At 64.3% G+C, this 15876-nt stretch carries 3 protein-coding genes; all 3 read left to right on the forward strand.

What is annotated here, in order from left to right:
- Nucleotides 1-519 precede the first annotated feature (519 nt).
- The 3 genes from ACIGDJ_RS02570 to ACIGDJ_RS02580 are packed head-to-tail and all read left to right on the forward strand — an operon-like array spanning nt 520 to nt 15876.
- Nucleotides 520-12243 (forward strand): BapA/Bap/LapF family large adhesin, encoded by an 11724-nt coding sequence (locus ACIGDJ_RS02570; protein WP_397478256.1) that lies wholly within the window; start codon nt 520-522, stop codon nt 12241-12243.
- 43 nt (nt 12244-12286) lie between these two features.
- Nucleotides 12287-13717 carry a TolC family outer membrane protein gene (locus ACIGDJ_RS02575; RefSeq protein WP_397478257.1) on the forward strand — a complete coding sequence of 477 codons (1431 nt, stop codon included), beginning with the start codon at nt 12287-12289 and terminating at the stop codon, nt 13715-13717.
- On the forward strand, nt 13714-15876 hold the full coding sequence (locus tag ACIGDJ_RS02580; RefSeq protein ID WP_397478258.1) for a type I secretion system permease/ATPase: 2163 nt from the start codon (nt 13714-13716) through the stop codon (nt 15874-15876). The genes ACIGDJ_RS02575 and ACIGDJ_RS02580 overlap by 4 nt, the downstream gene beginning before the upstream one ends.

Here is a 15876-nt window from a genome sequence, read left to right on the forward strand (position 1 = left end):
TGCCCTTCTGTCGGTCCACGTTTGAACCCGGACCAAGTAATCACCAACGATCAGTTCGATCTCGATCACTTCGGCGATCGATAGCTAGCGCATGAAATGCCTTGGTATCGAAGAAATCTGCTGAAACGAAAAACCCGGATTTCTTATACAAAACCTTTCGCCCCTGTTGCGCTTGTTGATTAATACCTTCGCAGATAGGCGACAGCGCTATGCATCGCGGGCCATTCCGAGTGGGAATATTAGTTTGCCATTATCGATCAAGACTCAAATTGCCCTTTTTCGCCAATCGCTTTCGCCAATGTTTAAAACGACACATTTTGTTTCATCCAGTCACGCGTTGGATCCAACGTTCCGACAAACGGTAACCTATTCAGAATCGTTGTATTTCATAGACTTAATCGTAGTCAAAATGCCATAACGGGCACTCGCCAAAAATCAGGCAGCCTCTTTTCCTACTCCCTATCTATGGTTTTTAAAACCATCCGTGGACGTCCGCCCAGCCAATTACAGGGAGTAGTAATGGACAACATCGTCATTGCCGACAAAGCCAATTCTCAGCTCACTGCCCAGAACTGGGGCAATGTTCAGCTCAATCAGCCGTCAGTTGTACAAATGCCGGTCCGTCCCGACCAATTGGTGTCAACCAGTCGCAGCGGTCAGGATTTGATCGTCAATCTGAAGTCTGGCGAGCAAATCAAAATCTCCAATTTTTTTGTCACCAGCGCCGACGGTGTGCCCAACGACATTGTGTTTCAGGGTGACGACGCGACACTGTGGCAGGCCCGCTATAACGCCGAGCCATTCAATGGCTTTACCTTTGAAGAAATCAATTCGCTGGATGAACTGATCGCCGGCGTTGGCGTGGTTGACGGCGCGACACCGGCCTGGGCGATTGCCGGGCTGGGCTTGTTGGGCGCGGGTGGTGCGGCGGCCGCTACGGGCGGAGGTGGCGGCGGAGGTGGTGGTGGTGGCAGCGGTGGTGACGCGACGCCCCCTGCTCCTGCGACCGGTTTGACCTTGTCGGCCGATGGCCGCGTACTAAGCGGTTTTGGCGAAGTTGGCAGTGTCGTTCAGGTGCGCGATGCGGTGGGCAATCTTTTAGGCTCCGGAACGGTCGGCGCCGATGGCAGTTTCCAGGTCGACCTGGGTACGCCGCAAAACAATGGCCAGCCGCTCGACGTCACGCTCACTGACCCTGCGGGCAATGTATCGACGCCGGGCTCGATTACCGCGCCGGATACCACCGCGCCCGCCGCGCCGGGCAATCTCAGCGTGAGCGCCGATGGCACGCAGCTTGGTGGTACCGGTGAAGCCGGCGCGACCATTCAGGTGCGCGCGGCCGATGGCACCCTGCTCGGCAGCGCCGTTGTGGCGGCTGATGGCACGTTCAGTGTCACGCTCAGCCCCGCGCAAACCGGCGGCCAGCCGCTGACCGTGAGCGCCACCGACGCGGCGGGCAACACATCCACCGGCGAAACAGTCAGTGCGCCGCAAATCATTGAACCGCAGACGCCAACCAACCTCGGTTTGAGCAGCGACGGCAGCCAACTGAGCGGCACCGCACGGGCCGGGACGACGATTGAAGTGCGCGCCGCCAATGGCGAATTGCTCGGGCGCGCGGCGGTGGCTGCTGACGGCAGTTTCCTGCTGACGCTGATCCGCGCGCAGGCCAACGGCGAAATCGTCAGCATCGTCGCGGTCAACAGCGCCGGTGCGCAATCGCCGACCGTGACCTTCAATGCACCTGACATTACCGGTCCCGGCGCTGCAACGGATCTGGCCGTGAGCAGCGATGGCCTTTCGGTCACCGGCCGTGGCGAGCCCGGCGGCACAGTCAGCATCACCAATGCCCAAGGCACGTTGCTCGGCACGGCGTTAGTCGCTGCCGATGGCTCGTTCACCGTGCAACTCAACGCCGCGCAAATCGATGGTCAAGCGCTCAGCGTGCAGGTCACCGACGCCGCCGGCAACCCTTCGCCAGCAGCCACCGTTATCGCCGTCGACCTCGATGGCGTGACTCAACCGAGCGACATCGCGGTGAGCGTCGATGGCACCCAGTTGAGTGGGCGCGGCCAGGTCGGTTCGACCGTGACGGTGCGCGACGCCAACGGCAATGTGCTCGGTTCGGCCGTCGTAGCAGCGGATGGCACGTTCAGCCTGCAACTGAGCAGTCCACAGAACAATGGCGAAACGCTGCAGATCAGTGCCAGCGACGCCGCTGGCAACACCTCCGCGCCGCTGAGCTACGTCACACCTGACACCCAAGGGCCGACGGCCGTCTCCGATCTCGCGCTCGACGCTCAGGGGCAGACGCTCACCGGTAAGGGTGAGTTGGGTGCGTCAGTCACCGTGCGCGATCCGGCCGGCAATATCATCGGCACCGGCACGGTGGGCGCCGACGGGAGTTTTACCGTTCCACTTTCCACACCACAGACCGATGCGCAACAACTGCAAGTGATCCAGACCGACGCGGACGGCAATCCTTCGGCGCCGGTCAACGTGATCGCACCCGATCTGACTACACCGGTTGCCGTGACCGATGTAAGCATTTCCGCCAATGGCGCCGTGGTCTCCGGCGCGGGTCAGATCGGTGCCACCGTTACTGTCACTGACACCAATGGGACCGTGCTGGGAACAGCTGTCGTCGGCAGCAACGGCCGGTTCGAAGTCACCTTGTCCTCGCCACAAACCAATGACCAGAACCTCAGCGTCGTGCAGAGCGATGGCTCGCCTTCAGGCTCGCCGGCAGTTCCAGTTGAAGCGCCGGATATCCAGGCTCCCACTGCCCCTTCGGATCTGACGCTGAATGCAGGTGGCACTGAACTGAGTGGCACCGGCGAACCCGGTGCCACGGTGTCAGTCAAGGATTCGGCCGGCAATGTGTTGGGCACCGCGATCGTCGACGCCACAGGCGCCTTTACAGTGCCGCTGAACAGCCCGCAGATCGAAGGCCAGCAACTGCAAGTCAGCCAATCGGATGGCGTGAACGTTTCCCCCAGCACACCATTGACGGCGACGGACACCACCGCGCCGCTGGCGCCGGACAATGTCGTGCTCGCCAGTAACGGCGTGACCTTGACCGGCACCGGGCAAGCGGGCAGCACCGTAACCGTCAGCGCGCCCGACGGCACGGTGCTCGGCACTACGGTGGTCGCCAGCGACGGCAGTTTCAGCGTCAACCTGAGTCCGGCTCAGCTCGACGGCCAGGTATTGAGCGTGATTCAGACCGATGCGAGCGCCCTGCCCTCGCCGGCCACTCCAGTCACCGCACCGGACATCACCGCCCCGCCAGCCCCGGCCGGTCTGCTCATCGATCCGGCGGGTGCCACGGTCACCGGCACCACGCAGCCCAATAACAGCGTTGAGGTGCTGGATGCCGACGGCAACGTCATCGGCACCGCTACCGCTGACGGCACGGGCGCATTCACGGTCAGTCTCGATACTGCTCAGACCAATGGCGAAGCCTTGCAAGTCGTGGTGTCGGACGGCACCAACAGTTCGCTTCCCGGCAGCGTCACCGCGCCGGACAGTACCCCGCCGGGTCCGGTCAGCGATCTCGCGCTCAATCCGGCCGGCACGCAGGTATCCGGCCTTGCCGAACCGGGCGCGACCGTTACCGTCAGCATCGCCGGCGGTGGTCTTGTGCTAGGCACCGTAAAGGCGGGTGCGGATGGCCGCTTCGTCGTGACCCTGAGTCCACCGGCCGAACCTGGCGGTGATCTGGAAGTGTTCAGCACTGACGGTGGTGGCAATGATTCGCCCGTTGTTCCGCTGGCAGGTCTGGACGGTACCGAAGTCGCGACCCCGACCGATCTGGCCTTGAGTGCCGACGGTTTCACCCTCACCGGCGCCGGAACGCCCGGTTGCACCGTGACGGTAACCAGCAGCAGCGGCGCTGTACTGGGTTCGGGACTGATCAACAGCTTCGGCCGGTTCACCCTGCTGCTCAGTGCCAAGCAGATCAATGCGCAAGTGCTGCAGGTGACGGCCACCAGTCCCGACGGCGACGTATCAATACCGGGCACCGTGACGGCGATCGATGGCACGGCGCCGGACGCCGTGACCAATTTGGCGCTGAATGCCAACGGCACGGCGCTGACCGGTCGAGGCGAGGCCGGTGCGACCGTGACCGTCACCGACAACGCAGGCACCGTGCTCGGCACGGCGCTGGTCGCCAGCAACGGCACGTTCAGCCTGACGCTGACGCCGGCGCAGCTCAATGGCCAGGCGCTTACCGCGATCCAAGGCGACGCCGCCGGCAACCTGTCGCAACCCGCCGGCATCATCGCCACCGATTTGCAACCGCCCGCCGCCGCAACGGGCGTCAGCATCAATGACGTCGGCACCGTGGTCAAAGGCCAGGGCGAAGTCGGCAGTACCGTGACGGTTCGCGACGCCGCCGGTAATGTTCTGGCGACCGGTGTGGTCGATCAGAGCGGCAACTTCCAGGTCACTCTGCCCAACGCGCAAAACACCGGCGAAACCCTGCAGGTCAGCCTGACCGACGCCAATGGCAATACCTCGACTTCTACCGGCGTGGTCACCCTCGACGGCACCGCGCCGGCCGCTGTGCAGAATCCACTGATCAGCGCCGATGGCAGCACCCTCAGCGGCACGGGCGAGGCTGGCGCAACAGTGAATGTCACCACCGCCAACGGCACTGTGCTGGGCAGCGTCGTGGTCGGCGCGGATGGCTCGTTCAGCGTGACCCTGGCGCCCGCGCCGACCAATGGCGAGGCGTTGGCGATCAGTCAAATCGATGCGGCCGGCAATGCTTCACCGTCGACCAGCGTCAATGCACCCGACATCAGCCCACCCGCCGCACTCACCCAAGTGGCGGTGAATGCCGACGGCGTCACCCTCACCGGCCACGGCGAACCGGGCGCCACCGTTTCGGTGCGCAGCGCCGACGGCACTTTGCTCGGCAGCGCGCAGGTCGGCACTGGCGGCGCATTCACGGTCACCCTGAATGCAGCACAGCTGAATGCCGAAGTGTTGACCGTTACTCAGGAAGATCCGCCGGGCAACGTGTCCACGGCGGTTGAAGTCATTTCGGTGGATTTGACTGCGCCGGCGATCCCGAGCGCATTGACCCTCAACGCGGCAGGCGTGCAACTGGCCGGTAACGCCGAGGCCGGCAGCACGGTGACCGTGCGCGACAGCCAGGGCAATCTTCTTGGCACCACCACGGCAGCGGCAAACGGCACATTCCAGGTGACGCTGAACAGCCCGCAAAGCAATGGCCAGGCGCTGAACGTGATAGCCACCGACGCGGCCGGCAATCCGTCCGCTCCTGCGCTCGTCAATGCCGCCGACTCCACGGCGCCGCTGGCAACCAGCGATCTGGCGGTCAGCGCCAATGGCGCAACGCTCACCGGTATCGGTGAGGCTGGCGCCAGCGTGGAAGTTCGCGATGCCGGCGGTGTCTTGCTGGGTACCGCGACCGTTGGCAGCAACGGCAACTTCAGCGTCACGCTGTCCCCGGCTGCGGTGGCGGGAGCGAATCTTTCCGTTGTGCAGATCGATGCTGCCGGCAATACCGGGCCGGCCAGCCCGGTGACCGCGCCGGGCGATCTGGCGGAAAGCGCACCGACCAGTCTGGCCCTCAGCGCTGACGGTCTGACCCTGACCGGGTCGGCCACCGCCGGCAGCATCGTGAGCATTCGCAATGCGTCCGGCGTGTTGCTCGGCAGCGCGCTGGTGGCGGCCAATGGCAGCTTCAGCGTCACGCTCAATGCCGCGCAACTCAACGGCGAACAGCTGACTGCCGTGGCGACGTCGAGCACCGGCATCAATTCGTCCCCAACTGACTACACCGCCGCCGATATCGCTGCGCCAACGCCGCTCAGCGAACTGAGCCTGGCACCGAACGGCACGGCCCTGACAGGGCGTGGTGAAGCCGGTGCCACCGTCACCGTGCTCGGCACCGGCGGAGCCGTCCTCGGCAGCGCCGTGGTGGCGGCCAACGGCACGTTCAGCGTCACCCTCAGCCCGGCACAGACCTCGGGCCAGACCCTGAGCCTGAGCCAGGCCGACGCTGCCGGCAACGAATCCAACAGCGTCAATCTGACCGCCCCGGACCTGCTCGCGCCCAATGCGCCGGCGGCGCTGGCGGCAAGTTCGGACGGCACTGTGCTGTCGGGTACCGGTGAGGCTGGCACCACGGTCAACGTTTACAACGCCGCCGGTACGCTGGTCGGCACCGGCACCGTAAGCATCGATGGCACGTTTGCGATCACTCTGACCACGCCGCAAGCCAACGGCCAGGCGCTCACCGTGTCGCTGACGGATGCGGCGGGCAACACCTCAGCCGCCACTCCGTTCACTTCAGTCGACAGCACACCGCCTACAGCTGTCTCGCAACTGAACATTGATGGCGACGGCGCAAGCTTGACCGGGCGCGGCGAACCGGGCGCGCAGGTCCGGGTCATCGACAGCGACGGCAATGTGCTCGGCATTGCTGTGGTCAGCCCGACCGGCACCTTCACCCTGACGCTGTCGCCAGCGTTGACCAACGCTGAAGTGATCACCGTGGTCCAGGCCGACGCGGCGGGCAACGACTCGCCGGCAGTGAACCTGACCACACCGGACTTCACCCCGCCCGACCCGCTGGACAATGTCGACATCAACCCTTCGGGGGCCCTCGTCATCGGCACCGGCGAACCTGGCGCAACCGTGACCGTGCGCGATGCCAACGGCACCCTGCTCGGCACCAGCGTGGTACTCGGCGACGGCACCTTCAGCGTTACCCTCAATCCGCCGCAGATCAATGAACAGATCCTCAGCGTCCAGCAGGCCGACCCACCGGGTAACGTCAGCGCGCCGGTGACGGTCGTCGCACCGGATCTCACCCCGCCGGCGACACCGGCCGATTTGCAGTTGAATGCCAATGGCGACGAGCTCACCGGCACCGGCGAAGTCGGTGCCATTGTCCGCGTGACGTCGGCGGACGGCACCGAGCTGGGCACCGGCACAGTGGGCAGCGACGGTCGCTTCCAGGTTACCGTGAGCCCGGCGCAGACCGATGGCCAAGCGCTTTTCGTGGTGTTGGCGGATGCGGTCGGCAATGCCTCGCCTGCCGGCACCCTGACGGCGCCTGACAGCACGCCTCCCGCCGCGCTGACCGATGTCGACATCGATGCCAGCGGCAGCCTGATCACCGGTTCCGGTGCGGCTGGCTCGCAAGTGGTCGTCACCAACGCGGTGGGCACCATCGTCGGCACCGGCACCGTGCAGGCCGATGGCAGTTTCACTGTCACTCTGGATCAGCCGCTGCTCAATGGCGAAGCCTTGTCAGCGATCCAGCGTGATGCGGCGGGCAATCCGTCGCCTATCGTGCCCGTTACTGCACCGGACACCACCGTGCCTGCCCCGCCTGCCGGCCTTGCTCTCACGCCCGATGGCGTGACGCTGACCGGTACCGGTGAAGCCGGCGCCACCGTACGTGTGCTCAGCGCGACTGGCACGGTACTGGGCTCGGCAATCGTGGCCGCCAATGGATCATTCAGCGTGACCCTCGATCCGCCGCAAGTGAACGGTGAATCGTTGAGCGTCAACCAGACGGATCTGGCGTCAAACACATCGCCGACAGCGCCCGTGCTTGCAGGCGACACCACCGATCCGCTGGCAGTCGCCGATCTCAACGTCAGCCAGGACGGACTGATCGTGACCGGCACCGGCGAGTCCGGCGCGATCGTCACCGTGCGCGACGGTGCGGCGGTACTCGGCACGGCGACGGTGGCCGTCGATGGCACCTTCAGCGTCACGTTGTCCGCTGCGCAACTCGATGGCCGTACGCTCTCAGTGGTTCAGGCCGACGCGAAAAACAATCCTTCCGAGCCCGCCCTGGTCGACGCGCCGGACAGCACTGCACCGCTCGCGCCGACGGTTACATCGTTGACCGGCGCCGGCACCGTTCTCGCCGGTACCGCCGAAGCGGGCAGCACCGTCACGGTATTGTCGGCTGACGGGACCGTGCTGGGCACAGCGGTGACGCTGGGCAATGGCACCTACACCGTCGAGCTTGATCCACCTCAGGCCAATGGCCAATTGTTGTCAGTGATCGCGACAGACGAAGCGCAAAACTCATCGCCGACATTTGTCTTCCCGGCACCTGATACCACCGCTCCCGATGCGGTCACTGGTCTGACCATCAACGGCGATCTGACTCAACTCGCCGGTCGTGGCGAGGCCGGTGCAAGTGTCGAGGTGACCGATGCGCTGAACAATGTGGTCGGCACTGGTACGGTCGCGGCCAACGGTACGTTCCTGGTCAATCTGGCGCCGGGCATCACTGCCGGCCAGGTGCTGACCGTGACGCAGAAGGACCTCGCCACCAATGTGTCCGCAGACGCCAGCCTGACTGTTCCGGCAGTTCCAGCCCCGGACGCACCGGACGATCTGGTTCTGTCCAGCGACGGTGTGACGCTGACCGGCACGGCTGCCATCGGCACCACCATCAATGTCTTCGCTGCGGACAACAGCCTGATCGGCACCGGCGTCACCGGCCCGGATGGCACGTTCAGCGTGGTGCTGACGCCTGCGCAAACCAACGGCCAAAGCCTGGAAGTCACTGCCAACACTGCGTTGGGCGGCGCTTCGCTGCCGACTGAAATCACAGCCGGTGACACCTCGGCGCCCGCGCCACTCAGCGATCTGGCAGTCAATGCCAGCGGCACACTGGTCACCGGGCGCGGCGAAGTCGGCGCGTCGGTGACCATCACCGGCGCGGGCGGCGTGGTGTTGGGCAATGCGACGGTCGGCGCCAATGGCGCCTTCAGCGCGCAGCTCAATACGCCGCAGGTCAATGGTCAGGTGCTCAATGCGACACAGACCGATGCGTCCAATAACACCTCTTCCGGGCTTAACGTAACCGCGCCAGACATCACCCCTCCGGCGGCTCCGACGGCGCTGGTGCTCAGCGGCGCCGGGCTGGTGCTCGGTGGGCTCGGTGAAGCCGGCGCCCTTGTTACCGTGCGCGGTGTTGGCGGCGCGGTGTTGGGCACCGCGACGGTGGCGGGCAATGGAACCTTCTCGGTGACCTTGTCATCGGCGCAACTCAACGGCCAGCAACTGAACGTCACGCAGAGTGATGCGACGGGCAACGTTTCGCCGGTTACCAACCTCAGCGTTGCAGATACCACAGCGCCGGCGCCGCTGAGCAATGTCAGCCTGAACGGCACCGGCCTGGCGGTCAGCGGCACGGGTGAAGCCGGCGCCACGGTCAGCGTGACCAACGTGGCGGGCACCGTGCTCGGCACTGCTGTGGTCAATGCTGGCGGCACCTTCACCGTGCAACTGTCCAGCGCGCAACTGAACGGCCAACAGCTCAACGTCCAACAGGCCGACCCGACGGGCAATCTGTCGCAGGTCTTCAATCTGACGGCAGCCGACGTGCAGGCGCCGATCGCGGCCAGCGGTCTGACGCTTGCAGCCAATGGTCTGACCTTGAGCGGTACGGGTGAAGCCGGTGCAACGGTCAACGTCTACGGCCCGGGCGGCGGGCTGCTCGGCAGCACCACGGTGGGCAGCGGCGGCACCTTCAGCTTCAATTTGAACACCGCGCAACTGGACGGCCAGTTGTTGACCGTGCGCCTGGTCGACCCGGCCGGCAACCTGTCGCCCAATGCCAGCGTGACGGCGCCGGATATCACCGCACCCGGTGCGCCGACTGGTGTCAGCGTCAATGGCAGCGGCACCTTGCTCACCGGCGTTGGTGTGCCCGGTTCGACCATCAGCGTGCGTGGCGTCGGCGGTGTCGTGCTCGGCACCGCCACCGTCGCCGCCAATGGCAGTTTCTCCGTGGTGCTGGCCTCGGCGCAGATCAACAGCCAAGTGCTCAGCGTCACCCAGGCCGATCCGAGCGGCAACGTATCTGCTGCGGCGAGCGCGACGGCGCCAGACCTCACGCCACCCGCGGCCGCCACGGCGCTACTGGTCGGCGCCGATGGTCTGACCGTCACCGGTACCGGTGAGGCTGGCGCAACGGTGACCATCAAGTCGGCCACCGGCGCCGTTCTGGGCACTGGCACGGTAAACAACCTCGGTGTGTTCACCGTCGCTCTGAGCAGCGCACAGATCAACGGCGAAAAGCTCACCATCAACCTCAGCGACGCACGCGGCAACGTATCGATCGCCGCCAACGTCACCGCGCCGGATGTCGACGTCAATGCGCCGGTGATCGCCAGCGATAACCTCGTCGTAGGCACCGTCACCCTGGCCCCGGTCACCGCGTCTCAGACGTTCAACGACTCGTTCACCACACTGCTGGCCGGATTCTCGAAAACCTTCACCTTCACCGTGGCCGGCGGCACGCAGCTTGATCCGACCCTGACGTTGACCACCAACAGCCTGATTTCCCTGCTCGATGGCGTGGTCTATACCCTGCAGGTAAAAAATGCGAGCGGCACCTGGGTGACTCTGGATGTCAACGGCAGTGGCGGCCTGCTCGATCTGATTGCCTTGACCGGCCAGGGCGTGCGGGTCGACATCGGTAATCTGCTTTCAGGCGATTATCGCCTGACGGTATCGAGCACCGGCATCGGCGTGCTGACCACGGTCAACACGCAACTGCAACTGGACGTCAGCAGCCTGACGCAGTTCAACGGCATTGCCGGACCCGCGGTGACCGGCAACGTCATCACCAATGTCGGCGTCGATGGCACGGTCGATCAGACCGGTCCGGACAACGGCGCGCAATTGCAGATCTTCAAGAACGGCGCCTGGGTCAGCGCCGGGGCCGGCACCACGGTGCAAGGGCTGTACGGCACGCTGACCATCGACGCCAACGGCACCTACAGTTACAAGCCCAACGGCAGTGTGGGCAGCGTTGGCAAGGTTGATGTCTTCAACTATCAATTGGTGCACCCGAACGGCTTGAGCGACACCGCCAATCTCTACGTGCGCATTGACAGTCCGCAAGCCACCGAAGTGTGGAACGACGCCAATCTCGGCAGCCCGGCGCTGGTGGTCGATGCCACGCCGGACATTGCCTCGACCGACGTCACCCTGATCAACCGCGAAGTCACCACCAACTCCGCCCTCGGCACGTTCAACGTGCTACTGGGCGGCGGCAGCGGTAACTACAACACGGTGGTCGCGGCCGATACCGTCAGTGACCTGACCGTGGTGGTCAACTCCAGCAACCTGCTGGCGCTGCTCGGCTCGATGACGGTGGGCCTGTACAAACTCAACACCGCCACCAACCAGTACGTACTGGTCAAGAGCTACGGTGGCAATGCCCTGCTCAATCTCGGCGGCGGCAATTACGGGATCAAGTTCGACGACCAGACCGCCGGTAGCTATCAGGTGCGGGTGGCGGTGGGCGGCCTCGGTCTGCTCACCAGCGTCAACACCAGCCTGATCAACGCGGCGACCTACACCAACCAGTTCGTGGTCGGCAGCTACACGCCCGTCTCCGGCAACCTGCTCACCGACACCGCGGGCGGCGGCGCCGATGTGCTCGGCTCGGTCTACACCCTGCTCAGCGTGCTGGTCGCCGGCAGTTACGTGGCGCCGGGTTACAACGGCGTCTCGCTGGTCGGCAACTACGGCACGCTTTTGGTCCAGGCCAACGGCAATTACACCTACACGCTCAAGGCCGGGCTGACCGATGCGGTGATCGGCCAGGAAGACACCTTCACCTATCAACTCACCCACCCGAACGGCACGGTCGATACCGCGACGCTGACCATCGACCTGAACAACGCCGGCGCATTCGCCAGCACCGCGTTCTCGGCGCTGGCCAGCGATGACCTCGGTCTCGCCCATGCCACTGGCGGTGAGTTGATTCAGGGCACTGAGGGCAACGACACGCTGGACGGCTCGCACGGTGGCGCTGTCACGCTGCAAGGTGGCGGTGGCGACGACACGCTGATCATCGCCGATCAGCAATTCACGTCGGTAGATGGCGGTAGCGGCACCGACACCCTGCTCTGGGCCGGTGGCGACGTATCGATCAACCTTGGCGATCTGCAGAGCAGGATTCACAACGTCGAAATCCTCGACCTCAACCATTCCAGTGCGGTTGCGCTAACCCTGAACCTCAACGATTTGCTGGCGATCACTTCGTCTGACAACAACACCCTGCTGATCAAGGGTGACGAGAAGGACAGCGTGCACATGACCGATGGCTGGTCAGCCGATGGCACGCAGCAGGCCGACGGCATCGATTATGTTCAATACACGGCGCAGGAGGATCCGAGCCACCACTTGTGGGTGCAGAACGGCATTCAAGTGGTTTGAAACAAGACATCAAACGTCAGTCTCTCAACAGTAAGGGAAGTCTGTGGAGTCAGTTTTTCGCCAGAAATGGCCGGTGGTCCTGTTGACCATCGGCCTCTACCCCGCTTTCACCGTCGGCGTTCGCGCCGACGACAATCTCGACAGCAGCTTGCGGAGCATCAGCCCGTCGCAACTGCAACAACCGGCAGGCAAGGACTATCGTCAGCGCCCTGCCCTTGCTTCCAAAGCGTCTGCCGATGCGTTGGGGCTGGAACAAGCGGTCAGGCTGGCCGTGGACTGGCACCCACGCATCGGCGAAGCCATCGGCACCCTGTTCCAGCAAGGCGAAGGGGTCAATGTCGCCGAATCCGGCTATTACCCGCAGGTCACCGGCGGCATCAAGGGTGGTTACACCAGCGGTTACGGCAGCGATGCTGGCAGCCAGTCGGTGAACATTTCCCTCAAGCAGATGCTGTATGACTTTGGCAAGGTTTCCAGTTCAGTCGACGCCGCCCGGGCGCGGGTGGCGCGCAGTCAGGCCGGAATTCTGCTGGCGATCGACGACATCGCCCGCGACACCGCCAGGGCCTACATCGAAGTGCAGCGTTATCAGCGTCTGCTTAAGGTTGCGCGCGAACAGATTCAGGGCATCGGCGGCATCGTCGACCTGGCCAAGCAACGCAGCGACATGGGCGCCAGCACCCGCTCCGATATGGTTCAGGCGCAGTCGCGGGCCGAAGGCGCGACGGCCACGTTGCAGGAATTCAAGGCGCAATATGCACGCTGGCAAGCGACCCTGACCAGTCTGCTCGGACGACGCACGCCGCCAGCAGTCAGCGACGCCGCCGCGCCGACGCTGACTCAGGCCTGTGACGCCTCGCAAATCTCCGACACCCTGCCCGCCGTCCTGCAAGCTGCCGCGCAGCGCACCCAGGCCCAAGCCGAGCTGGCCCAGGCCAAAGCCGAGGCCTACCCGACGCTGTCGCTGCAACCCTCGGTCAACCAATACCTTGATAACAACTACGACGAGCAAAACTCGCGCGCCGATCGCACCCAGGTCGGGATCTTCCTCAATCTCGAAGTGCCGATCTATCAGGGCGGTGCGATCAGTGCGCGCAGCCGCGCCGCTGGGCATGCGCTGACCGCAGCGGATTCGGCCGAAGACTTCGCCCGCCTGCAAGCGCGCCAGGGTCTGGCTGAAGCCCAGGCGCAAACCTCGGGCTTGAACCGTCGGCTGCGCTCGCTGGAATTTCGCCAGACCAGCATCACCGAGGCGCGCATGTTGTATGGCCGCCAGTACCTGGAGCTGGGCACGCGGCCGCTGCTCGACCTGCTCAACGCCGAGCAGGAAATCCATCAGTCGCGCTTCGATCTGGTCAACACCCAAGCCGATCTGCAACGCCTGCAGATCGACTGCTTCTACAACAGCGGTGCGATTCGCCGGGTCTTCGGCATCGACCACAGCGCCATCCAGAATGTCGAGATCCTGCCATGACCGATGCCAGCATCACTGTTCCCGAACCCGCCGCTGCCGAAGCTCGCGAGGATTATTCACCGTGGCTGGAAGCGGTGCTCAAGGTCGCCCGTCACTATCGCCTCGACGTCTCGCCGGAAAGCGTGCGTCTGGCCTCGGTGCACAGCGAAGGCCGCGTCGAAGAAGTGGTTCGGCACATGGCGCGTCAGGCCGGTTTGAGCGTGAAATTCGCGGTATTCGACAACAAGAGCCTGAGCCGCTGGCGCACGCCGCTGGTGGTGCAACTGCGCGACGGTCAGGTCGGCGTGCTGGAAAGCATCGGCGAAAACGGCGAACTGGGCATCGGCTTCAGTGGCGATCAAGGTTTGCAGAGTCGCATGGAGGCTGGCGCGCTCGCCGAGCAGGCGCTGCGCACGGTGATTCTGCGCCCGACGCAACCGGTGGCCGACGTGCGCACCAACGACTACATCAAGCCCTACGACGAACACTGGTTCCGGCGCATCGTCCTCACCGATCTGCGCCCTTACAGCCAAGTGATGATCGCCTCACTGGTGGCCAACCTGCTGGGCATGGCCGGGGTGCTGTTTTCCATGCAGGTGTATGACCGGGTGATTCCGGCCGAATCGCTGCCGACCCTGTACGTGCTGTTCGGCGGGGTGATGCTGGCGCTGCTGTTCGATTTCGTCATGCGCATTCTGCGTCTGCGCATTACCGATGTGCTGGGTAAGCGCGCTGACTTGCGGGTGTCCGATCTGGTCTTCGGTCATGCGCTGCGCTTGCGTAATTCCGCCCGGCCCAAGTCCACCGGCTCGTTCATTTCGCAACTGCGCGAGCTGGAGCAGATCCGCGATCTGATCACTTCAAGCACCGCCACGGCGCTGGCGGACATGCCGTTTTTTTTGCTGTTCCTGCTGGTGTTCTATTTGATCGGCGGTCCGCTGGTGCTGATTCCATTGGTGGCGCTGGTGTTCATGCTGTTGCCCGGAATCATCGCGCAACCGCGTCTGGCCAAACTGGCCAATGCGTCGATGCGTGAAGCGGCGCTGCGCAACGCCATGCTGGTGGAAAGTATTCAGGGCCTCGACGACATCAAGGCATTGCAGGCCGAGCAGCGTTTCCAGCAACAGTGGAATCAGTACAACGCCGCCTCGGCGGACAGCAGCTTGCGTTTGCGCTCCCTGACCAACAGCCTCGTGGCCTGGACGCAGAATGTGCAGGGCGGCGTGTTTGCGGTGGTGATCGTGTTCGGCGCGCCGATGGTGATTGCCGGCGACCTGACCACCGGCAGCCTCGTCGCGGCGTCGATTCTGTCGTCACGGATGATGGGGCCGATGGCACAACTGACCCACGTGCTCACCCGTTGGCAGCAGGCCAAAGTCGCGCTCGAAGGCTTGAACCGGATCATGCAGATGCCGGTGGATCATCCCGAAGGCAGCCAGCGCGTGCACCTGCCGGCGATTCGCGGCGACTACCGGATGCGCCAGGCGAGTTTCCGCTACAGCGAAGAATCGGCCCCGGCGCTCAACAGCATCGATCTGACCATCCGCCCCGGCGAGCGCATCGCCCTGCTCGGCCGCAACGGCGCCGGCAAATCAACGTTGCTCCAGGCCTTGGGCGGTGCAATGGATCTGAGCAGCGGCGAAACCACGCTGGACGGCATCGCCCTGGCGCATCTGGATCCGGCCGACCTGCGCCGCGACGTCGGCCTGCTGTCGCAACAGGCACGGCTGTTTCACGGCACCCTGCGCGACAACATCACCCTCGGCGCCGGTCAGGCCAGTGACCAGGAAATCATCGCGGCGTTGAACGTTACCGGCGCACTGGATTTCGTTCGTCAGTTGCCCAAAGGCATGGATCATCTGGTGCTTGAAGGCGGCCTCGGCCTGTCCGGCGGTCAGCGCCAGAGCTTGTTGCTGTCGCGCTTGTTGTTGCGTCAGCCACAAGTGCTGTTGCTTGACGAACCGACGGCTGCACTCGACGACGTCACCGAACGTCTGCTGCTGGAAAAACTCGCGACCTGGACCCAGGGCCGAACGCTGGTGGTCGCCACGCACCGGGTCAGTGTGTTGCAACTGGTCGAGCGGATCATCGTCCTCGACTACGGCCGCATCGTCATTGACGACCACCGCGACGCAGCGCTCGCGCGGTTGCGCGCTCCCGGCAAAGGAGTGGCGGTATGA

The organism is Pseudomonas sp. NPDC079367 (assembly GCF_044542195.1).
Classification (GTDB): domain Bacteria; phylum Pseudomonadota; class Gammaproteobacteria; order Pseudomonadales; family Pseudomonadaceae; genus Aquipseudomonas.